The following is a 20,469-nucleotide window of genomic DNA, read 5'->3' on the forward strand; positions in this document are numbered from 1 at the left end:
CGGGGCAAGACCTCAGGCGACACCAAAGTCGCTCCCGGTCGCGGGGTGGAGCAGCCCGGTAGCTCGTCAGGCTCATAACCTGAAGGTCGCAGGTTCAAATCCTGCCCCCGCAACCAAAAAATCAGACTTCGACACAACACCAGCCCTCGCCAAATGCGGGGGCTTTGTCATGTCAAGCGCGCCGAGATCGAGAATTCCAGCCAAGTCCCCAATGAGGTCAAGCTGATGGCCGCTGCTGTGATCCCCGACAGTCATCCAGCTGATGCCGGAGCCCGCGGTTGAGTATGGCGCTGTTGCGCCCATTGCGGTGAGTTGGGCCTCGAAAGCGGTGGGGGGCGCCGAGAGCCGGGTGTGGGCGCTCGGCGTTGTAATCGGCGCCCCAGCCCGCGACGATGGCGCGGGCGTGGTCGAGCCCGTGAAACAGCGGCTCATTCAAGAGCTCGTCTCGCATCTTTGAGTTGAAGGCTTCACAGATCCCGTTCTGCATCGGCTGTCCCGGCGCGATGAAGGGCCTGGAGACGCCGACCTCCTCGGTCGCGGCCAGCATCGCGTTCGAGCTGAACTCATTCGAGGGGCTTATGCGGCCCCACCGGGGTCCCGGTCCCACCTCATCTTGATCGCTGACGATGAGGCCCGGCTTGCCGCACCGCGCGATCACCGCAGCAAGGCACTCCTTCGTCACGTCGTCGATCACGTTGAAGAACGAGCCAGTGTGGCGCCATTGCTCCGAGCCCAATGGCGAAGGCTGTCGCCAACGATTTTTGGCCAGAAAGCTCAAGCCCTGGACCGGCAAGTGATGAGGGATCGAGCCGCCACTGGTTCGAGGTCGATCCCGAACGGGATGATCGAACGCCCTCCCCCCTCGCTGTCGGTCGGGACGCGATGCCGCTTGGCTCGTCGATCTGGCGCTCGTCATTTTACTGCGCGCCGCAGGGCGAGACCGAGATGAACCTGGCATTGATGCAGGTGATCGACCGGCAGTTCCTGGAAACGCCGTTCTACGGGGTCCGACGATGACCTTGCACTTGCAGAACGAGGGTCATCCTGTGAACCAGAAGCGCATCCGGCGGCTGATGCGCATGATGCCGATCTCCCGGAAGCCGAACACGATCCAGCCAGCGAAGGGGCACAAGACTTACCCGTATCTTCGGGGTGGCCTGCGGGCCGATCGGCCGAACCGGGTCTGGTGCGCCGACATCGCGCATCTGCCGATGCGCCGCATTCGCCATCGGGCGGCGCCTCGATGGCTCATTCCTCAACCTGGTCGCGGTCATGGACTGGTTCCCCCGCGAGGTCTTGGCCTGGCGCATCTCGAACACGCTGGAGGCGGAGTTCTGCGTCGAGGCGCTGAATGAGGCGATCCACCGCTTCGGACCGCCCGAGATCGTGAACATGGAGTATGGTCGCGCCACTGGTTCGAGCGGCCATGCGACGTCAGGGGGCGCAGTTCACATCTTTTGCCTGGACTGACCGGCTGAAGCGTATCGGCACCCGGATCTCGATGGATGGCAAAGGGCGCTGCCTCGACAACATCTTCATCGAGCGCCTCTGGCGATCCCTGAAGTATGAGTGCGTCTACCTGCACGCCTGGGAGACCGGCTCTCAGGCGAAGGCGGGCGTTGGTCGATGGATCACCTTCTACACTCACCGGCGACCGCACGCCGCCCATGGCGGACAGCCGCCCGCCATGATCGACTTCAACCGGATTGAAACCGACCAGCAGGGGCAGAGAGTAGCTTTAATTACCCCAGATCCTGTCCAACGATCGGGGGGGGAGCTCACCCGAGCGGCTCAGAGCCGACATTGACCATGCGCTTCGCACCGCGCCGCGGTTTGCGAGGGGCCCGCGCGCCTTGGGTGATGGCGGTGACCCGCCTATAAGGATCTCTGCCTTTCAGGATAGTACGTCCAGGCCAGAAACCGGCTGGTCTTCTGGCCCTGCGCCATTTCGATGACCCTGAACTCGGCGACCTTCGCTTTCTTCAGCAGTCTGCAGAGTGGCTTGAGGTTGTCTTTCTTGGACACCAGGCAGGTGAACCACAGGCATTGGTCGGCAAAAGTCATGCTCTGCTCGATCATTCTGGCGATGAAGCCGATCTCCCCCCCGGGGCACCAGAGTTCGGCATTCTGGCCGCCGAAATTGAGCTCGGCCGAGTGTCCCTTGCCAAGATTGCGCCACTTGCGCCGCGTGCCCTCTTCAGCCTCGGCAAGCGACGCATGAAACGGCGGATTGCAGAGGGTGACATGGAAAATGTCATCGGGGCCGACAACGCCTGCGAAGATATCCTCCGGGTTGTTCTGACGCCTGAGCCGGATATTCAGCCCGTTGCGTTTGCAGATCTCGCGTGCCGACTTGAGCGAGACCGGGTCGATATCGACACCGGTGAAGTCCCAGCCGTATTCATGCCGACCTGTCAGCGGATAGACGAGGCTGGCGCCGGTTCCGATGTCCAGCGCCTTGATCTCGGGGCCGTGCGGGATCTTGTGGCCGTTACTCTCGGCCAGCAGATCCGCCAGGTAGTGGATGTAATCGACACGGCCCGGGATCGGAGGACACAGGAAAGAGGCCGGAATATCCCAGAAATCAATGTCATAATGCGTCCGCAACAGCGCCCGATTGAGCATGCGGACCGCGTCCGGGTCCTGAAAACTGATCGTCGTCTGACCGCGCGGGTTTCTTGTCGTGAAGGCCTCCAGTTCGGGAGATCTTACGATCAGGCGGTCAAAGTCATACCCCTCCCGGTGCTGGTTGCGGGGGTGCAACATGGGTTTGACTGCCATGGAAAACCTTCTGGCCTATTGGTGCAGGGCGCCAAGCTTAGAGCTTCGCAGCGGCTTGCGGAATACCTGAACGGCCCAATGGCGACGTTTGCCGACCCGCCTGCGGTGTGGTTCGGCGTCGCAAAAGCTGCCGGGCGGGGCAAGATGCGGCAGCATTCGGTTTTCGGTGGCGGCGGCGCGGGGCCTTCTTGCCGCTTTCATCTTCAATCCGACCATGCCGGGGGGCGGCATGGTCGGACTACGAGATCGGATCAGGCCTTGATGAAGGCCAGGATATCGGCGTTCAGCAGGCCCGCATGGGTGGTCAGCATCCCGTGCGAGAGACCCTTGTAGATCTTCATCTGGCCGTTCCGCAGCAGCCTGATCTGCTTCTCGGCGGCATCCTTGTAGGGCACGACCTGATCGTCATCGCCATGCAGCACCAGCGTGGGCACGGTGATCGCCTTCAGATCCTCGGTCTGGTCGGTCTCCGAGAAGGCCTTGATCCCGTCGTAATGGGCCTTGGCCCCGCCCATCATGCCCTGACGCCACCAGTTGTCGATCACGCCGGGCAGCACCGTCGCGCCTTCGCGGTTGAAGCCATAGAACGGCCCGGCCGGGACATCGCGGAAGAACTGCGCCCGGTTTGCCGCGAGGGCGGCGCGGAAGCCGTCAAAGACCTCGAGCGGCGTGCCCTCGGGGTTGGCGGCGGTCTTCAGCATCAGCGGCGGCACCGCGGCCACGAGCACGGCCTTGGCGACGCGGCCCTGCGGCTGACCGAATTTCGCGACATAGCGGGCGACCTCGCCGCCGCCCGTCGAATGGCCGATATGCACCGCGCCCCGCAGATCGAGCGCCTCGAACACCGCCGCCGCATCGGCCGCGTAATGGTCCATGTCATGCCCCTCGCTGACCTGCTGCGAGCGGCCATGGCCGCGCCGGTCATGGGCGACGACGCGATAGCCGTGGGCGAGGAAGAACAGCATCTGCGCGTCCCAGTCGTCCGAGGACAGCGGCCAGCCGTGGTGAAAGACGATGGGCTGCGCGTCTTTCGGGCCCCAGTCCTTGTAGAAGATTTCCACGCCGTCTTTCGTCTTGATCGTGTCCATCACGATATCTCCTTTGATTTGAGCAAAAATCTCGCGCGGCAGCGCCGAGAGGGCCGCGGCTGCCGCCGCCGTCATCAGCATCTGTCGCCGTGTGTGTTCGATCGGCATTTGTGACCTCTTGCTTTCGACAGGAGGAAACCTAGAACCTGAGGGGCGCCAGGAGACGTGGCTGAAATGACATTAGGGGAGGCAAAACGGACAATGTCGCGCAAAGCCGCCCCGGTGGCCGAGATCGGCCTTCTGATCTATCCCGATTGTCAGCTGGCCGCGGTGCACGGGCTGACCGATCTCTTTCGCATTGCCGGCGAATGGACGGGGGAGAATGCCGCGCGCCTGCGGGTGAGCCACTGGCAGGCCGCGGAGGACGGGGTGGACTGCGTCTGGGACAGTGACCCGGGCGCGCCGCATGCATTGGGGCACGCGATCATCCCACCCAGCATCATCATGCCCGATCGGATGGCGCCCGCGCCCGCGGCTGCAACTTGGCTGCGCGCCCGGCATGCCGCGGGAACCGTGCTCTGTTCGGTCTGCGCCGGCGCCTTCGTGCTGGCCGAGACCGGGCTGATGAATGGCCGCCGGGCGACGACGCATTGGGCCTTTGCCGCGCAGCTGGCCGCGCGGTTTCCCGAGATCCGCCTCGCCGAGGACCACATGATGATCGACGAGGGCGACGTGATGACGGCGGGCGGCATTCTCGCCTGGACCGATCTGGGGCTTACGCTGGTCGAGCGGCTGCTCGGGCCGGCGACGATGCTCGCGACGGCGAAATTCCTGCTGATCGACCCGCCGCGCTCAAGCCAGCGGCCCTTTGCGCAGTTCATCCCGCGCTTCGATCACGGCGATGAGGCCATCCGAAGCGCGCAGCATCACCTGCACGCCCATGCCTTCACGGCGCTGCGGCTCGGGGATCTGCATGGCATCGCCGCAATGACCGAGCGCACCTTCCTGCGCCGCTTCACCGCGGCCACCGGCCACCGGCCGAACGACTATTTGCAACAGGTCCGGATCGCGAAGGCCCGCGAGGATCTGGAGCGCACGATCACGCCGGTGGATCAGATCGCCTGGCAGGTCGGCTATTCCGACCCTGCGGCCTTTCGCAAGATCTTCCAGAAGATCACCGGCTCGACGCCGGTCGCCTACCGGCAACGCTTTGGCATCGCCGGGGCAAGCGGGGGGCAGCCCAAGGAACAGGGAAGAGGCTGACGCTCCCCCATCCCTGCCCCCAAATGGATCGCAATCGAAGGTGTCGGCGCGAACGGGCCATGTGGCGCGGACCGCGCCCGCACTGGCGAAACCACGCTGCTGCAGTCAGTGAAGACGGTCCGAAGGCCGTCTCCGAACGCACCGATATGCTGCCTCGCGGTGATCCGGCCCTGTCCGCTCCGGCCTGAAGGACACCCGACACCGCCTTGTACCAAAGTCCACCATCGGAATGATGCGGCGAAATGGTAATGTTGCGGGCGGGAGGAGTGCCGCATGGTCGAGCATGATCACGTCGAGGAGATCGCGCAGGTCCTGGATGGGCGGGCAACGGGCCGGGACAGCTATGTGGATGCGTCCTGGCGGCGCTGCGTTGAAGTCTATGGCATGGACCCGACCTGCAGCGCCCCGGCCCATATCGTCACGGACTCGGAACTCCGCACCCATCGGGAGCAGGCCGACTGGATGATCGGCGCGGCGCGCTCGAGCCTGCAGCGGCTGTTTCGCCAGGTGGCGGGGCAGAATTATGTTCTGCTGCTGACCGACGCCAAAGGCGTCTGCGTCGATTTTTTCGGGGACGACCGGCTCGTGGACGAGCTGCGCGGCGCGGGGCTTTATCTGGGCTCGAACTGGTCCGAAGACCTTGCCGGAACCTGCGGGGTCGGTGCCTGCATCTATACCGGCGAGCCGGTCACCGTCCATCAGGATGACCACTTCGGCAGCGCGCATACCGGGCTGTCCTGCACCTCGGCGCCGATCTACGACAGCCTTGGCCATCTGGCGGCGGTGCTCGATATTTCCCTCCTGCGCTCGCCCTCGCCGAAAAGCAGCCAGAACCTTGCGATGTCTCTGGTGACCTCTGCGGCGCGGCGGGTCGAGATGGCAAACCTCATGGCGGCCAGCCGCCGCGAATGGGTGCTGCGGTTTTCCACGAGCCCGGAGTTCCTCGATGTCGATCCGGAAGCCGCGGTGACGCTTGATGGATCGGGGCGCGTGATCGGCGCCACGCATGCGGCGACACAGATGCTGTCGCGCGGCAAGGGGCTGATCGGAGAGCGCATCGACAGCCTGCTCGGGCTGAGCGTGGACGACCTGCCCGACCTGATGCGCGACCGCCCCACGGAGGAAAGGGTCGTGTCGCTGAGCGATGGCGGTGCGGTTTTCGGCCATGCGATTGCGCCGCAGCGGCCGCGCAGGGCGCAGAAGGACCGGTCAGCGCCGGAGACGCGCGCGGTCGGCGGCGTTCTTGCCGCCCTGGCGGGAAGCGATCCGACCATGGCGCGCCTGCTGTCGCAGGCGGAACGGCTTGCCCCGACGCATGTCCCGCTCCTGATCTGCGGCGAGAGCGGCAGCGGCAAGACCCGGCTCGCCCGCGCGATCCACATGGCATCGCGCCGGCGCGGCTTCGTGGCCCTCGATTGTGCGGGCGCGCAGCCCGATCAGATCGAGGCGGCCCTCTCGGCGCAGCCGGAGCCGGGGACGCTGCTCCTGCGGGGGGTGGAGGATCTGCGGCCCGAGGTCGCGCGGGCCCTTCCGGCGCTTCTGGATGCCCATGCCCAGATGCGCCCGATTGCCACCAGCGGCCATGCGCCGGGCGCGCTGCTCTCGGGCGAGACCCTTCCGGCGGCGCTTTATCACCGGCTTGCCGGTTCCGTGCTCGACGTGCCGCCCCTGCGCGAGCGGCAGGATCTCGGCTGGCTGATCGAGCGGCTCCTCGGCCGGCGCTGCGGCGGGGAAATGCGGCTGACACCCTCGGCGCGCTCGGAGCTGATGGCGCGCGACTGGCCGGGGAACCTGCGCGAGCTCGGCAATGTGCTCGACGTCGCCTGTGCGCTGGCCGAGAGCACGGTGATCGACCTGCCGGACCTGCCCGCGGCGCCCAGACCGCGCGAGGAGCGGCTCGATCTCGAGGCGGTGCTGGACGCCTGCAACTGGAACATGGCGCGCACCGCCCGCCGTCTCGGGGTGAACCGCTCGACCATCCTGCGCCGCATCCGCAAGGAGGGGCTGCAGGCGCCGCAGTGAGATGTTGCGCGGCGTTGCGTGTGCAACATGCTGCGTCGCCGCAAGTGCCGGGAGGGCATTTTCCGGCAGATTTCCGTGGAGCCGAGGCGCCGCGCCTTGCCAATCTTCCCCCATCACATTGCCGATGAGGAGGAAACGCAATGCTCGACTCGACAGTCACCACGCAGGTGCAGGAGACGCTCGACCGCCTGAACGCCGCCCTTGAGGAAGGCGACGCACAGGCCGCCAGCGCGCTCTTTGCCACCGACAGCTACTGGCGCGATCTGGTCGCCGTGACCTGGAACCTGAAGACGGTGGAGGGGCCGTCCGGGGTGCAGGACATGCTCACCGCGCAGCTCGGGCACACGCGGCCCGGCCGGTTCGCCCTGCAGAGCGGCGAGATCCCCACCGAGGAGGGCGGCGTCACCACCGCCTGGGTCACCTTCGAAACCGCCGCCGGCCGTGGCTGGGGCCTGATGCGCCTGAAGGAGGGGCGGATCTGGACCTTGCTGACCGCGCTGCAGGAGCTGAAGGGCTTCGAGGAGAACCGGGGCAAACGGCGCCCGATGGGGGCCGAACACGGCGCCTCCAAGGACCGCATGTCCTGGACGGAAAAGCGCGCGGCGGAGGCGGCCGAGCTTGGCTATACCCGACAGCCCTACACCGTCATCATCGGCGGCGGGCAGGGCGGCATCGCCCTTGCCGCGCGGCTGCGCCAGCTTGGCGTGCCGGCCATCGTGCTCGACAAGCATGACCGGCCCGGCGACCAGTGGCGCTCGCGCTACAAGTCGCTCTGCCTGCATGATCCGATCTGGTACGACCATCTGCCCTACATCAAGTTCCCCGACAACTGGCCGGTCTTCACCCCCAAGGACAAGGTCGGCGACTGGCTCGAGATGTACACCAAGGTGATGGAGCTGAATTACTGGACGCGCTCCGAGGTGCAGAAGGCGCGCTTTGACGCGGCAAGCGGCACCTGGGAGGTCAAGGTGAACCGCGACGGCGAGGAGGTGACGCTGCGCCCCACGCAGCTGGTGCTTGCCACCGGCATGTCGGGCAAGCCGAACATGCCCTCCTTCCCGGGGATGGAGAGCTTCCGCGGCGAGATCCAGCACAGCTCGCAGCACAAGGGCCCCGACGACTGGGCGGGCAAGAAGGTGGTGGTGATCGGCTCCAACAACTCGGCGCATGACATCTGCGCCGCGCTTTGGGAGGCGGATGCCGATGTCACCATGGTGCAGCGCTCCTCGACCCATATCGTGCGCTCGGACAGCCTGATGGAGATCGGCCTCGGCGCGCTTTATTCCGAAGAGGCCGTGGCCTCCGGGATGACCACGGAAAAGGCCGACATGGTCTTTGCCTCGCTGCCCTACAAGATCATGCACGAGTTCCAGATCCCGCTTTACGACAAGATGCGCGAGCGCGATGCGGAGTTCTACGCCGGGCTCGAGAAGGCGGGCTTCGATCTCGACTGGGGCGATGACGGCTCGGGCCTGTTCATGAAATACCTGCGCCGCGGGTCGGGCTATTACATCGACGTGGGCGCCAGCCAGCTGATCATCGACGGCGCGGTCAAGCTGGTGAAGGGCCAGCCCGCGCGCTTCGACGAAACCGGCGTGGTGCTGAGCGACGGCAGGCATCTCGATGCGGATCTCGTGGTCATGGCCACCGGCTACGGCTCGATGAACGGCTGGGCTGCCGACCTCATCAGCCAGGAGGTGGCGGACAAGGTGGGCAAGGTCTGGGGCCTCGGCTCCGACACCACCAAGGATCCCGGCCCCTGGGAGGGCGAACAGCGCAACATGTGGAAGCCGACCCAGCAGGAAAACCTGTGGTTCCATGGCGGCAACCTGCACCAGTCGCGGCATTACTCGCTCTATCTTGCGCTGCAGCTGAAGGCCCGGATGGAGGGGCTCGAGACGCCCGTCTACGGCCTGCAGGAGGTGCATCACCTGTCCTGATGCACCGCGCGCACCCGGCTCCTCCCTGAACGGGTGCGCGCAAACCTTCCCCGATACCGCAGCGGGAACGCCCTGCCGCGCAGCGGGACAGGCGGTCTCGTCACCGGCGGGGTGCGCGCCATGGCCGGCCGAGCCGGGCCGACGGCGGCCGCTCGCCGAAACCGCACGAACAAAGGAATAAGACGATGAAAGCAGCACGTTGGCACGGCGTCAAAGACATCCGCGTCGAGGATATCCCCGAACCCGGCCCGAAGGCGGGCGAGGTGAAGATCAAGGTCGCCTGGACCGGCATCTGCGGCAGCGACCTGCATGAATACCTCGCCGGGCCGATCTTCGTGCCGGTGGAGCAGGACCACCCCCTGAGCCAGGACAAGGCGCCGATCACCATGGGGCACGAATATTGCGGCACGGTCTCGGAACTGGGCGCGGGCGTGACGGGGCTCGCGGTCGGCGACCGCGTCGCGATCGAGCCGATCTTTGCCTGCGGCACCTGCGCCGCCTGCCTCGAAGGCAAGTATAACCTCTGCGAGAGCCTCGGTTTCGTCGGCCTTTCTGGCGGTCACGGCGGCTTTGCGGCGCACAGCGTGGTGCCCGCGCGCATGGTCCACAAGATGCCCGAGGGGCTGTCGATGGAGCAGGGCGCGCTGGTCGAGCCCGCTGCCGTCGCGCTGCATGCGGTGCGCCTGTCGAAGATCAAGGCCGGGGACAAGGCCGCGGTCTTCGGCGCCGGGCCGATCGGGCTTCTGGTGGTCGAGGCGCTGCGCGTGGCGGGCGCCTCCGAGATCCATGTGGTGGAGCCCTCCGAGGTGCGCCGCCAGAAGGCGCTCGACCTTGGCGCGACGGCGGTGATCGACCCGATGGCCACGGATGCGGTCGCGGCGATCCGCGCGGCGACCGGCGGCGTGCATGTGGCCTTCGAGGTCACGGGCGTTCCGCAGGTGCTGCCGCAGTGCATCGACGCCACCCGCCACGAAGGGCAGGTCCTGATCGTCTCGATCTGGGAGAAGGCGGCGTCCTTCCAGCCCAATACCGTCGTTCTCAAGGAGCGCCAGTTGCAGGGCACGATCGCCTATCGCAATGTCTATCCGGCGGTCATGGCCCTGATGACACAGGGCTATTTCAGCGCCGATCAGCTGGTGACGAAGCGGATCGCGCTGGATGACATCGTCGCCGAAGGCTTCGAGGCGCTGGTCAACGAGAAATCCCACGTGAAGATCCTCGTCAAAGCTCCCGAGTGACACAGGCCCCAGTAAGTTTTCCGGTCGCCGCCATGCGGCCAAGCGACCGGAAGCTTACGGGCGAGAGCGGCATCGGGGCTGGCCGTGAGCGCGCATTTCGGCACCATCCATGCACTTGCCGATCCGCCGCGCGCGCCTCCGCGCATGACGGTCCTTCGCGCTCGCGGCAGCGACGGACCGCCCTCGACCCTCAAGGACGCTGCCGTCACGCCTCGATCCGGGGCGCGAGCCCCTTGCGGATCTCCAGCCCGTCCTTGCCCGGCGGAGCCCCGAACAGGCGGCGATATTCCCGGCTGAACTGCGACGGGCTCTCGTAGCCGATGGCATAGCCGATCCGCGCGACATCGGCGCCGTCGGAAAGCAGCAGACGCCGCGCCTCCTGCAACCGGAGCTGCTTTTGATACTGCACCGGGGTCATCGCCGTCACCGCCTTGAAGTGCCGATGGAAGGTAGCAGGGCTCATTCCCGCGAGATCGGCGAGGTGCCGCACGTTCAGCTGCCCGGCGAAGCGCTCGCGAATGCAGGCGATGGCCCGGCCAATCCGCGCCATGTGACTGCCCGCCAGACCGATCTGCCGCAACGCCGGCCCCATCGGCCCGTTCAGCAAGAGCCAGGTGATCTCGCGCCGGATCAGCGGCGCGAGGACCGCGATATCGCGCGGCCGGTCGCACAGCGCCATCAGCCGGCACAGCGGATCGACCAGCTCCGGCCCGAAGGCGTGAACGGCCAGCGCCGGACCGGCAGATGCACCGTCCCGGCCGTCCCGCTCCAGCAGCAGATCGGAGATCGTCGCGGGATCGAGCGCGAGGCTGAAGGCCAGATAGGGCCGTTCGGGCGTGGCGCGGGTGATCTCGGCCCGGATCGGCACCTCCATCGACGCGATCAGGCATTTCCCGGCATCGTAGCGATAGGCCTGCTCGCCCAGCATGCTGGTCTTGGCGCCCTGCGCCACGACGCAGAGCGAGGGGCGATAGACGGCATGGATCGGCCCCGCCGGCGCGGTGACCGAGCTCAGCAGCAGCCCGGCGACCGGGGGTTCGCGGCCATGCGCCTGCCATTGGCGGGCGATCTGGTCGCGGAGCGGGGTGAGATGATCGGGTTCCATGGGCTGCAACCTAGGGCCTGTCCGAAGGGTTCACAGCCCGAAATTTGTTCCGATGAGAGGATCGTGCAAGGAATTGCGAGGATCGGCGTCGCGCCGCGGAGCGCGACGGCCCTATCTTTGCCGCGTCCCGGGGAGGTTTCCCCGGCGTATCCTCCGACAGAAAGGAACATCCCATGCGGTACCGTACTCTTGGCCCGAGCGGCCTTCTGGTCTCCGAACTCTGCCTTGGCACGATGACCTTTGGCGGCTCGGACGGCATGTGGGGCCAGATCGGCCAGCTGCGTCAGGACGAGGCCGACACGCTGGTCAGAACCGCGCTCGAGGCCGGCATCAACTTCATCGACACCGCGAATGTCTATGCGGGCGGCGAGAGCGAGCGGATCCTCGGCCAGTCGATCCGCAACCTCGGCATTGCGCGCGACGATGTGGTGATCGCGACCAAGGTGCTCGGGCCGATGGGCGAGGGGCCGAACGCGCGCGGTGCCTCGCGGGCCCATATCCTGGCGCAGGCCAAGGCCAGCCTTGGGCGGTTGCAGATGGATCACATCGATCTCTATCAGATCCACGGCTTCGACCCGCTGACGCCGATCACCGAAACGCTGGAAGCGCTCGATACGCTCGTGCGGCAGGGGCATGTGCGCTACATCGGCCTGTCGAACTGGGCGGCTTGGCAGATCGTCAAGGCGGTGGGCATCGCCGAGGCGCGCAAGCTTGCGCCGATCCTGTCGCTGCAGGCCTATTACACGCTCGTCGGGCGCGACCTCGAACGCGAGATCGTGCCGATGCTGCAGGCCGAAGGCATCGGCCTGATGGTCTGGAGCCCGCTGGCCGGGGGGTATCTCTCGGGCAAGTACAGCGCGGGCAGCAAGGCGAACGATGGTCGCCGGGCGAGCTTCAACTTCCCGCCGGTGGATCTTGAGCGCGGCGACGCGGCGATTGCGGTGATGCGCGAGATCGCCGCTTCCAGGGGATGTTCGGTCGCGCAGGTTGCGCTGGCCTGGCTTCTGCATCAGCCGGTGGTGACCAGCGTGATCGTCGGCGCCAAGCGGATTGATCAGTTGCAGGACAATATCCGCGCAACCGAGGTGATGCTCTCGGCCGAAGATCTGGCGGCGCTGGATGCGGTGACGAAGCTGCCCGCGGAATATCCGGGCTGGATGCTGGAGCGCCAATCGGAATACCGCGCGGCGTTCCGCCCGCAAAAGGCCTGAGCTGCACCGCCTTGGCCCGCCTTGCATCACCGGGCGGGCCAAGGCGCGACAGAACGACATCATCCCGGGCATCGCATCGCGCTCATCGACGGTCAGGATCCGGCTTTCGAGATCCTGCCGGGTGATGCCGGTGCGGTTCGTGCAGACTGACCTGCCCTTGTGGCGCGAGTTCGAGCCGCCGAAACGATCCGTGCCGATCGTGGAAAGCCCGCCGCCACAGCAACCGCATTTGACCAGACCGGTCAGCAGGCAGCGCGGCCCGTGCCGTTTCCCGGCCTGCCGCCGGGTCCGTCGGATCTTGCCACCGTCTTGGCGTGCCATCACCTCGTCCCTGAGCCCTTGCCCGATGATCCGCAGTTGCGGCACCTCGGTGATGTTCCCCTCCGGCGATGGTGCGCAATTCAGCGTTTGAACTGACGGATCCCTTTCCCATGGCCGTTCAGGCGACGGCCTCGATCTTGCCCCGGCCGAGGGCCGAGATCCGCCCTGGCGCTTTGATACCGTCGGGAGGCGGTCACATCATCAGCGCCCAGCCGTCCCTTCGTTTGGCAACAGTGAAATCACTGTCTAATAATCGGCAATAATTATTGCAATTGTGGCGATTGTCTCCTTTCATGGCCGTGGATTCGGCCTTGGGAGGGGACATGGAGAACGGAATTCAGTCGGCGGGAGGCACTCTCGCCGAAGGACGCAGGCTGCGCCTCGGGGTCGTCGGCGGCGGGGCAGGGGCCTTCATCGGTCAGATTCACGCGCGCGGTGCGCGTCTGTCGGATCGCTGGCAGATCGTCGCCGGCGCGTTGTCGTCGCGGCCCGATGTGGCGCAGTCGTCGGGGCGGGCCTGGGGGCTTGACCCGGCGCGCAGCTATACCGACTGGCGCGAGATGGCGCGGGCCGAGGCGGCGCGGCCTGACGGGATCGAGGCGGTGGCGATCACCGTGCCGAACCATCTGCACTATCCGGTGGCGATGGCCTTCATGGAGGCGGGGATCGATGTGATCTCCGACAAGCCGCTGGTCAACACGCTGGACGAGGCGCGCGGGCTGATCGCGCGGCAGCGCGAAACCGGACTGTTCTTCGGAGTGACCTATTCCTTCGCGGCCCATGCGATGGTGCGGCAGGCGCGGCAGATGGTGCGCGAGGGCGCGATCGGGCGCGTGACGCAGATCCATGTCGAATATTTTCAGGAACTTGCGCTTCTGCCGGCCGAGGCGGCCTGGTCTGGCACGCCCTGGCGGCAGGACCCGGCCAAGGTCGGCGGCGCGGCGACCACCGCCGATATCGGCACCCATGCGCATCACTTGGCGGAGTTCGTCTCGGGTCTGCGGATGACCCAGCTGCGCGCCGAGTTCCACCGTCTGGGCGCCGATCAGCCGCTCGAGGACACCGCCTTCATGACCTGCCGTTTCGAGGGCGGCGTGCCCGGAACGCTGCTCGTCTCGCAGGCGGTGGCGGGGGCGAGCTGTGCGCTGCGGCTGCGCATTTCGGGCAGCGAAGGTACGCTCGAATGGGATCAGGAGACTCCCGAATACCTGGATTTGCGCCCGTTCAACGCGCCGCATCAGCGGATCTCGCGCGGCCATGGCGCCGGCATGCTGTCGGAGGCGGCGCGTTTCGTGCACCTGCCGCGCGGCCATCCCGAGGCGCTCTCGGATGCCTGGGGCAATCTTTACGAGGAATTCGCGATCGCGATCGAGGCGCGGCGCGATGGGCGGGCCTTGCCGGAGGGGCGCATTGCCTGTCCGGGGCTCGCGGAGGGGGCGGCGGGCGTGGCCTTCATTCAGGCCGCGATCCGTTCGAATGCCGAAGGCGGGGCCTGGGTGCCCTGTCTGTTTGAAACCTGAGGGAGGACAAGCATGAGAAACCTGATGATGACGGCCGCATTCACGCCGGCCGCGATCGGCGTGGGGGATCTCGACCTGACGGTGTTCCAGGATGCTGCGGGGCAGGGCCGCAAGGGGGCCGAGATCATCGCGCGGATGGCGAAGGGGGAGCAACTCGACGAACGCGCGGTCTACATCCCCTTCGAGCGGGTCACGCCGGCGAATGCCGATGGCTGCCTCGATCGCTGAGGGCGCGGTGCGCAGCTCCGCACCCGCTTCCGGCGCCGGCTTGCTCGGCGTCGGGGTGCGGATCGAAGTGTTCATGAACGCGGCCTATGGCTATTGCCTGCAGCTTGTCGACCTGCTCGGGACGGGCGGGTTCGGCACGCTGAAACCCGCGGCGTGAACCGCCTCATGCAAATAAGTATTGCCATTCAAGATTGCTGCAATTTTTATTGCAGTGCCGTTGCGGCCCGGTTAATGTCGAACGTGGAGGAGCCGGGAGATTCCCGGCTGCTGGGAGAAGGGGCCAGTTCCGCACGCGGGGCGGTCAGAAGACGGCGTCGGACGCCGGAGCGTGGGGGAATGCCAGTCTTGCCCGGCAGTCACGGTTTTGGACCGGCTGGTGAAGCATGGCCGATCACGCCTGTCCGAAGCGGAACCGACCGGGACGCGGTCCCGGTTCGGTCCGCGCCATGAGAATGTCTGGAGGAGAAGAGGACATGATGAAGAAGCTCGTGACGGCCACCGCGTTCTGCGCGCTGATGGCAGGCGCCGCCCATGCCGAGACGATCGGCGTGGCGATGTCGCTGTTCGACGACAACTATCTGACGGTGCTGCGCCACAACATCCAGCGTCATGCCGACGATCTGGGGGTGCAGGTGCAGATGGAGGACGCGCAGGGCGACATCGCGCGCCAGCAGTCGCAGATCGAAAATTTCGTCGCCGCGGGCGTCGACGGCATCATCGTGATGCTGGTCGACGCGGATTCGGGCAAGGCGATGTCGAAGATCGCCGATCAGGCGGGCGTGCCGCTTGTCTTCGTCAACATGTTGCCCGCGAACCTCGGCGACTTCCCGGCGAAGCAGGCCTGGGTCGGCTCGGATGAGGAGCAGGCGGGCGAGCTGCAGGCGACCGAGGTGTGCAAGCTGATGGGCGGCAAGGGCGACGCAGTGATCCTGATGGGGCAGCTCGGCACCACCGGACAGCGCGGTCGCACCGCCGCCGAGGAGCGGGTCTTCAAGAACCCGCCCTGCGACGGCATCAAGATCCTCGACGAGCAGAGCGCCAACTGGATGCGCACTCCGGCGATGGACCTGATGACGAACTGGATCACCTCGGGGATGCAGCCGAAGGCCGTGGTCGCGAACAATGACGAGATGGCGCTCGGTGCGATCCAGGCGCTGAAGAGCTCGGGCATCGACATGAAGGATGTCGTCGTCGCCGGCGTCGATGCGACGCAGGATGCGCTGGCAGCGATGAAGGCGGGCGATCTCGACGTCACCGTCTATCAGTCGGCCAAGGGCCAGGGCGAGGGCGCGCTCGACACCGTGCTGAAGATCGCCAAGGGCGAGCCCTTCGAGCACCGGGTGACGGTGCCCTTCGAGCTGGTGACGCCGGAAAACCTCGACACCTACATGACCAAGAACTGATCCGAGCGGGTGCCCGACAAGCGGGCACCCGACCGATACGGGGGGAGCCATGGTATCGACATTGGTTACGCAGGCGATTGACCGGATCAGGGACCGCGCGGGCGGCTATGTTCTCGAGATCGAGGGGATCCGCAAGGAATTCCCCGGGGTCGTCGCGCTCGACGATGTGCAGTTCCGACTGCGCCCTGGCACGGTCCACGCGCTGATGGGCGAGAACGGCGCGGGCAAATCGACGCTGATGAAGATCATTGCCGGCATCTACACGCCCGACCGCGGCACGATCCGGCTGCGCGGCGAGGAGGTCACGCTGGAAAGCCCGCTCGACGCGCTCGAACGCGGCATCGCGATGATCCACCAGGAACTCGCGCTGATGACCTGGATGACGGTCGCCGAGAACATCTGGATCCGGCGCGAGCCGCGCAACCGCATCGGTCTGATCGACCACGCCGAGATGACGCGCAAGACCCGCGCGCTGTTCGAGCAGCTGGGCATCGAGATCGATCCGACCGCCGAGGTCAGCACGCTGACCGTCGCGCAGCGCCAGATGGTCGAGATCGCGAAGGCGGTGAGCTTCGAGTCCGACGTGCTGATCATGGACGAGCCGACCTCGGCGATCACCGAGACCGAGGTCGAGCACCTGTTCCGCATCATCCGCGGCCTGCGGGCGAAGGGGGTGGGCATCGTCTACATCACCCACAAGATGAACGAGCTGTTCGAGATCGCCGACGAATTCTCGGTGTTCCGCGATGGCAGCTATGTCGGCACCCACGCCAGCGCCGACGTCACCCGCGACGATATCATCCGGATGATGGTCGGCCGCGAGATCACCGAGATGTTCCCGAAGGAAGAGGCCGAGATCACCGACGTCATCCTTTCTGTCGAGAACCTGTCGCTTGCCGGCGTTTTCCACGACATCAGCTTCGAGCTGAGGAAGGGCGAGATCCTGGGCCTTGCGGGGCTGGTTGGGTCGGGGCGGACCAATGTCGCCGAGGCGATCTTCGGTGTGACGCCTGCGACCTCGGGCACGATCCGCATCGACGGGCGTGCCGTGGAGATCGCCTCGCCTGCCGACGCGATGCGCGAGGGGATGGCGCTGCTCACCGAGGACCGCAAGGACACCGGCTGCTTCCTGCAGCTGTCGATTCTCGAGAACATGCAGATCGCGGCGCTGATGCAGGGCCACACCAGGGCGGGTTTCGTCGATGAGGCGCAGATCGGCGCGCTGTGCGAGGACATGCGCAAGCGGCTGCGGGTCAAGACCCCGGACATGGAGGAGCGGATCGAGAATCTCTCGGGCGGCAACCAGCAGAAGGTGCTGATCGCGCGCTGGCTGCTCACCCGGCCGCGGATACTGATCCTCGACGAGCCGACGCGCGGCATCGACGTCGGCGCCAAGGCCGAAATTCACCGCCTGATCTCGCGCCTCGCGCAGGACGGCGTCGCGGTCATCATGATCTCGTCGGAACTGCCCGAGGTGCTGGGCATGTCCGATCGGGTGATGGTCATGCACGAGGGCCACATGACCGGCATCCTCGACCGCGCCGAGGCCGATCAGGTGAAAATCATGGAGCTGGCGGCCCGATGAGGCGGCCGGAGGAGGAGAGAATGGAAAACGTTCAGATCGAGCCGATGCCGGTGACCCGGCGCAGACTGCCGCCCGAGGCCAATATTTTGGTCGTGCTGATCGGCGTTGCGCTGGTGTTCGAGGTGCTGGGCTGGATTCTGCAGGGGCAGAGCTTCCTGATGAACCCGCAGCGGCTGACGATCATGATCCTGCAGGTCTCGGTGATCGGGATCATCGCGATCGGTGTGACGCAGGTCATCATTACCGGCGGCATCGACCTGAGCTCGGGCTCGGTGGTGGCGATGACGGCGATGATCGCGATGAGCTTTGCGCAAAGCTCCGACTATGCCCGGGCGATCTATCCGGCGCTGACCGACCTGCCGGTGGTGGTGCCACTTGCGGTCGGGCTTGGCCTCGGGCTGATCGCGGGCAGCATCAACGGTGCGCTGATCGCCAAGACCGGGATCCCGCCGTTCATCGCCACGCTCGGCATGATGGTGACCGCGCGCGGCATCGCGAAGTGGTACACCAAGGGCCAGCCCGTCTCCTTCCCGACCGACAGCTTCGCCGCGATCGGCTCGGGCGCCTGGCCGGTGGTGATCTTCCTCGTCATCGCGGTGTTGTTCCATATCGTGCTGCGCTACACCCGCTATGGCAAGTTCACCTATGCGATCGGGGCGAACCCGCAGGCGGCGCGGGTCTCGGGGATCAACGTGAACCGGCACCTGATCAAGGTCTATGCCATCGCCGGGCTGCTGTCCGGGCTTGCGGGCATCGTCACCGCTGCGCGTGCCGAGACGGCGCAGGCCGGGATGGGCATGTCCTACGAGCTGGACGCGATCGCCGCGGCGGTGATCGGGGGCAGCTCGCTCACCGGCGGGCGGGGGCGGATCTTCGGCACGGTGATCGGCACGGTGATCCTGGGGCTGATGATGTCGGGCTTCACCTTCCTGCGGGTCGACGCCTATTATCAGGAAATCGTCAAGGGCGTGATCATCGTGGGCGCCGTCGTTGCCGACGTCTACCGGCAGAAGGCGCGCAGCAAGAAGGCCTGATCACGCAGCCTTTCCTCCTTTCAGGCCCGGAGCGCTGTGCGCTCCGGGCATCTTCATGGACCTGCAATGCATCTCGATCTCTTCAACTCCCCGACCGAACTGGCAGTGACGCTGGTGGCGGTGATCCTCGTTGGCCTGTCGAAGGGGGGGCTTGGCGGCATGAGCATGCTCGGTGTGCCGCTGATGGCGCTGGTGATGTCGCCGGTGACCGCCGCGGCGGTGTTGCTGCCGGTGCTGGTGGTGATGGACGTGGTGAGCGTGATCCAGTGGCGCAAATGGGTCGACTGGCGGATCATGCGGCGGATCCTCCCGGGGTCGCTGCTGGGCATCTTCATCGGCTGGCTGACGGCCGAGGTGGTGTCGGATGCGGTGGTGCGGCTGATCGTGGGCGTCGTCTCGGTGTTGTTCGTGGCGCGCGCCGTGCTGGCGCCGCGGGCACGGATCGAGGGCGTGCCGGGTGACCGGCCGCTGCTTGCCCATGTCTGCGGCACCGCCGCGGGCTATACGAGCTTCGTCGCCCATGCCGGCGCGCCGCCGCTGCAGATCTACATGATGCCGCTGCAACTCGACCCAAAGATCTTCACCGGCACGACGGTGATGTTCTTCGCGGTCACCAATGCGCTGAAGCTGATTCCCTATACGATGCTGGGGGAGTTCGACGCCCAGAACCTCGGCCGGGCGGCGGCGATGTTTCCGATCGCCATGCTCTCGACCTGGGCCGGGGCCTGGGCGGTGCGGCGGATGCGCGCGGCGATCTTCTATCCACTCACCTATGTCTCGGTCGCACTGGTCGCGATCAAGCTGATCTGGGACGGGCTGGCGGGGCTCTGACCCCGCCCGGGCGCCGGCGAGCTCAGACCCCGGTGACGGTCGGAATCCGCGGCGCGGTGTCGTTGTGCTGGACCCGCGCGGCCACCGCCACGACCAGCGCCTGCGCCAGGCACATTGGCGCGGCAAGCGAGCGCGAGAAGGTGTAGTCATGTTCCGGCACCGGGAACAGCACCCGCGCCGATTTCGCCAGCGGCGACAGCGTGCTGTCCGAGATCGCGACGATGTCGATGCCCTTCGCGCCCAGCTCTTCGGTGATATCCACCACCTCTTTCGCGTAGAACCGGAACGAGACTGCCATCAGCACATCCCGCGGCGTGATCGTGCGCGCGATATAGGTCGAAATCCCGCCCGCGCTGTCGAGCAGGATGCAGCGCTTGCCGATCATCGTCAGCTGATAGCGCATCAGCTCCACCACCGGCAGCGAGCGCATCTGGCCGATCAGATAGATCGTGTCGGCCTCATGCAGCAGCGAGGCCGCCCGGGCGAGGTCGTCCTGCCGGATGTCGCGCAGCAACTCCTGCAGCGAGGCGATGTCGCGCACGACGAGATCGCTCAGAAACCCGGTCTCGGAGCGGTCGCCCGAGGTATGCAGTTCGCTTTCCAGCGCCTTGATGCGGGCCTCGAAACCCGGCGCGGCGGTGGCCAGACGCTTCTGGAACAGCGCCTGCAATTCCTTGAACCCCTTGTAGCCGAGCGCCTGTGCGAAACGCACGAAGCTCGAGGCATGGATGCCGCAGCGCTCGGCGATGGAGTTGACCGATTGCACGGCGACATCGTTGGGGTTTTGCGTGAGAAAGACGGAGATCCGCTGATAGGTCTTGCTCATGTGATCGTGCCGATCATGGATCAGTCGGATCAGTTCCTCGTAATCCCTGGGTGGCGTGGCTGGCTTGACTGCGTCCATTTGCTGCTCCCTTGATCGATCCTGCAATATACGTTGCGAAATGCCAAGCGCGATT

General features: G+C 66.2%; 16 protein-coding genes, 1 tRNA gene and 3 pseudogenes. 14 read left to right on the forward strand and 6 right to left on the reverse strand.

The window, feature by feature from the left end; all coding sequences use genetic code 11:
- Positions 1–39: 39 nt before the first annotated feature.
- Positions 40–116 (forward strand) — tRNA-Met (locus tag EOW66_RS12400).
- 221 nt (positions 117–337) lie between these two features.
- Here EOW66_RS12400 and EOW66_RS20685 read toward each other — a convergent pair.
- Positions 338–697, reverse strand: a pseudogene (locus EOW66_RS20685) (integrase core domain-containing protein); the annotation flags it as partial.
- A gap of 144 nt (positions 698–841) precedes the next feature.
- On the opposite strand from EOW66_RS20685, the pseudogene EOW66_RS20925 reads away from it, so the two are divergent.
- Positions 842–1,684, forward strand: a pseudogene (locus tag EOW66_RS20925) (IS3 family transposase); the annotation flags it as partial.
- A gap of 191 nt (positions 1,685–1,875) precedes the next feature.
- Here the strand turns inward: EOW66_RS20925 and rlmF are convergent.
- The gene (gene rlmF, locus EOW66_RS12420; RefSeq protein ID WP_128156657.1) at positions 1,876–2,781 is read right to left on the reverse strand and encodes a 23S rRNA (adenine(1618)-N(6))-methyltransferase RlmF; all 906 of its coding nucleotides are present in this window, start codon (positions 2,779–2,781) and stop codon (positions 1,876–1,878) included.
- Positions 2,782–3,032: 251 nt separating this feature from the next.
- Positions 3,033–3,869 carry an alpha/beta fold hydrolase gene (locus EOW66_RS12425; RefSeq protein ID WP_206363701.1) on the reverse strand — a complete coding sequence of 279 codons (837 nt, stop codon included), beginning with the start codon at positions 3,867–3,869 and terminating at the stop codon, positions 3,033–3,035.
- Between the two features lie 201 nt (positions 3,870–4,070).
- Here EOW66_RS12425 and EOW66_RS12430 point away from each other — a divergent pair, with 201 nt between their 5' ends.
- The 4 genes from EOW66_RS12430 to EOW66_RS12445 all read left to right on the forward strand — a co-directional run bounded on the left by EOW66_RS12430 (position 4,071) and on the right by EOW66_RS12445 (position 10,272).
- Positions 4,071–5,072, forward strand: coding sequence for a GlxA family transcriptional regulator (locus EOW66_RS12430; RefSeq protein ID WP_206363702.1), 1,002 nt, complete (start codon positions 4,071–4,073; stop codon positions 5,070–5,072).
- A 273-nt stretch (positions 5,073–5,345) separates the two neighbouring features.
- Positions 5,346–7,094, forward strand: coding sequence for a sigma-54-dependent Fis family transcriptional regulator (locus EOW66_RS12435; protein ID WP_128156660.1), 1,749 nt, complete (start codon positions 5,346–5,348; stop codon positions 7,092–7,094).
- A 140-nt stretch (positions 7,095–7,234) separates the two neighbouring features.
- Complete coding sequence (locus EOW66_RS12440; protein WP_128156661.1) at positions 7,235–9,034, forward strand: NAD(P)/FAD-dependent oxidoreductase; 1,800 nt, start codon at positions 7,235–7,237, stop codon at positions 9,032–9,034.
- 185 nt (positions 9,035–9,219) lie between these two features.
- Positions 9,220–10,272 carry a 2,3-butanediol dehydrogenase gene (locus EOW66_RS12445; RefSeq protein WP_128156662.1) on the forward strand — a complete coding sequence of 351 codons (1,053 nt, stop codon included), beginning with the start codon at positions 9,220–9,222 and terminating at the stop codon, positions 10,270–10,272.
- Between the two features lie 205 nt (positions 10,273–10,477).
- Here EOW66_RS12445 and EOW66_RS12450 read toward each other — a convergent pair whose 3' ends face one another.
- Positions 10,478–11,377, reverse strand: a complete 900-nt coding sequence (locus EOW66_RS12450; RefSeq protein WP_128156663.1) for an AraC family transcriptional regulator — start codon at positions 11,375–11,377, stop codon at positions 10,478–10,480.
- A gap of 173 nt (positions 11,378–11,550) precedes the next feature.
- On the opposite strand from EOW66_RS12450, the gene EOW66_RS12455 reads away from it, so the two are divergent.
- Positions 11,551–12,588 carry an aldo/keto reductase gene (locus tag EOW66_RS12455; protein ID WP_128156664.1) on the forward strand — a complete coding sequence of 346 codons (1,038 nt, stop codon included), beginning with the start codon at positions 11,551–11,553 and terminating at the stop codon, positions 12,586–12,588.
- A gap of 102 nt (positions 12,589–12,690) precedes the next feature.
- Here the strand turns inward: EOW66_RS12455 and EOW66_RS20880 are convergent.
- A pseudogene (locus EOW66_RS20880) lies at positions 12,691–12,909 on the reverse strand (recombinase zinc beta ribbon domain-containing protein); the annotation flags it as partial.
- Between the two features lie 323 nt (positions 12,910–13,232).
- Between EOW66_RS20880 and EOW66_RS12460 the strand changes: the two are divergent.
- The 7 genes from EOW66_RS12460 to EOW66_RS12485 all read left to right on the forward strand — a co-directional run bounded on the left by EOW66_RS12460 (position 13,233) and on the right by EOW66_RS12485 (position 19,510).
- Positions 13,233–14,429 carry a Gfo/Idh/MocA family protein gene (locus tag EOW66_RS12460; RefSeq protein WP_128156665.1) on the forward strand — a complete coding sequence of 399 codons (1,197 nt, stop codon included), beginning with the start codon at positions 13,233–13,235 and terminating at the stop codon, positions 14,427–14,429.
- Positions 14,430–14,441: 12 nt separating this feature from the next.
- Positions 14,442–14,657: a hypothetical protein gene (locus tag EOW66_RS12465; protein ID WP_206363703.1), complete on the forward strand. Its 216-nt coding sequence runs from the start codon at positions 14,442–14,444 to the stop codon at positions 14,655–14,657.
- The gene (locus EOW66_RS20400) at positions 14,638–14,814 is read left to right on the forward strand and encodes a hypothetical protein (protein WP_164881121.1); all 177 of its coding nucleotides are present in this window, start codon (positions 14,638–14,640) and stop codon (positions 14,812–14,814) included. The genes EOW66_RS12465 and EOW66_RS20400 overlap by 20 nt, the downstream gene beginning before the upstream one ends.
- Before the next feature lie 316 nt (positions 14,815–15,130).
- The gene (locus EOW66_RS12470; RefSeq protein WP_128156666.1) at positions 15,131–16,060 is read left to right on the forward strand and encodes a sugar ABC transporter substrate-binding protein; all 930 of its coding nucleotides are present in this window, start codon (positions 15,131–15,133) and stop codon (positions 16,058–16,060) included.
- Positions 16,061–16,109: 49 nt separating this feature from the next.
- The gene (locus EOW66_RS12475) at positions 16,110–17,645 is read left to right on the forward strand and encodes a sugar ABC transporter ATP-binding protein (protein ID WP_128156667.1); all 1,536 of its coding nucleotides are present in this window, start codon (positions 16,110–16,112) and stop codon (positions 17,643–17,645) included.
- Positions 17,646–17,665: 20 nt separating this feature from the next.
- Positions 17,666–18,679: an ABC transporter permease gene (locus tag EOW66_RS12480; RefSeq protein ID WP_128156668.1), complete on the forward strand. Its 1,014-nt coding sequence runs from the start codon at positions 17,666–17,668 to the stop codon at positions 18,677–18,679.
- Between the two features lie 66 nt (positions 18,680–18,745).
- The gene (locus tag EOW66_RS12485; protein ID WP_128156669.1) at positions 18,746–19,510 is read left to right on the forward strand and encodes a sulfite exporter TauE/SafE family protein; all 765 of its coding nucleotides are present in this window, start codon (positions 18,746–18,748) and stop codon (positions 19,508–19,510) included.
- A gap of 22 nt (positions 19,511–19,532) precedes the next feature.
- On the opposite strand, the gene EOW66_RS12490 is transcribed toward EOW66_RS12485, so the two are convergent.
- On the reverse strand, positions 19,533–20,414 hold the full coding sequence (locus EOW66_RS12490) for a MurR/RpiR family transcriptional regulator (protein ID WP_128156670.1): 882 nt from the start codon (positions 20,412–20,414) through the stop codon (positions 19,533–19,535).
- Positions 20,415–20,469: the final 55 nt, after the last annotated feature.

Source organism: Paenirhodobacter huangdaonensis (genome assembly GCF_004022465.1).
Taxonomy (GTDB): domain Bacteria; phylum Pseudomonadota; class Alphaproteobacteria; order Rhodobacterales; family Rhodobacteraceae; genus Rhodobacter; species Rhodobacter huangdaonensis.

What these genes read in the sequence shown, in the direction of transcription:
- rlmF (WP_128156657.1), bottom strand. Translation starts at nt 2,781, where the DNA reads ATGGCAGTCAAACCCATGTTGCACCCCCGCAACCAGCACCGGGAGGGG.
- EOW66_RS12425 (WP_206363701.1), bottom strand. Translation starts at nt 3,869, where the DNA reads ATGGACACGATCAAGACGAAAGACGGCGTGGAAATCTTCTACAAGGAC.
- EOW66_RS12430 (WP_206363702.1), top strand. Translation starts at nt 4,071, where the DNA reads ATGTCGCGCAAAGCCGCCCCGGTGGCCGAGATCGGCCTTCTGATCTAT.
- EOW66_RS12435 (WP_128156660.1), top strand. Translation starts at nt 5,346, where the DNA reads ATGGTCGAGCATGATCACGTCGAGGAGATCGCGCAGGTCCTGGATGGG.
- EOW66_RS12440 (WP_128156661.1), top strand. Translation starts at nt 7,235, where the DNA reads ATGCTCGACTCGACAGTCACCACGCAGGTGCAGGAGACGCTCGACCGC.
- EOW66_RS12445 (WP_128156662.1), top strand. Translation starts at nt 9,220, where the DNA reads ATGAAAGCAGCACGTTGGCACGGCGTCAAAGACATCCGCGTCGAGGAT.
- EOW66_RS12450 (WP_128156663.1), bottom strand. Translation starts at nt 11,377, where the DNA reads ATGGAACCCGATCATCTCACCCCGCTCCGCGACCAGATCGCCCGCCAA.
- EOW66_RS12455 (WP_128156664.1), top strand. Translation starts at nt 11,551, where the DNA reads ATGCGGTACCGTACTCTTGGCCCGAGCGGCCTTCTGGTCTCCGAACTC.
- EOW66_RS12460 (WP_128156665.1), top strand. Translation starts at nt 13,233, where the DNA reads ATGGAGAACGGAATTCAGTCGGCGGGAGGCACTCTCGCCGAAGGACGC.
- EOW66_RS12465 (WP_206363703.1), top strand. Translation starts at nt 14,442, where the DNA reads ATGAGAAACCTGATGATGACGGCCGCATTCACGCCGGCCGCGATCGGC.
- EOW66_RS20400 (WP_164881121.1), top strand. Translation starts at nt 14,638, where the DNA reads ATGGCTGCCTCGATCGCTGAGGGCGCGGTGCGCAGCTCCGCACCCGCT.
- EOW66_RS12470 (WP_128156666.1), top strand. Translation starts at nt 15,131, where the DNA reads ATGATGAAGAAGCTCGTGACGGCCACCGCGTTCTGCGCGCTGATGGCA.
- EOW66_RS12475 (WP_128156667.1), top strand. Translation starts at nt 16,110, where the DNA reads ATGGTATCGACATTGGTTACGCAGGCGATTGACCGGATCAGGGACCGC.
- EOW66_RS12480 (WP_128156668.1), top strand. Translation starts at nt 17,666, where the DNA reads ATGGAAAACGTTCAGATCGAGCCGATGCCGGTGACCCGGCGCAGACTG.
- EOW66_RS12485 (WP_128156669.1), top strand. Translation starts at nt 18,746, where the DNA reads ATGCATCTCGATCTCTTCAACTCCCCGACCGAACTGGCAGTGACGCTG.
- EOW66_RS12490 (WP_128156670.1), bottom strand. Translation starts at nt 20,414, where the DNA reads ATGGACGCAGTCAAGCCAGCCACGCCACCCAGGGATTACGAGGAACTG.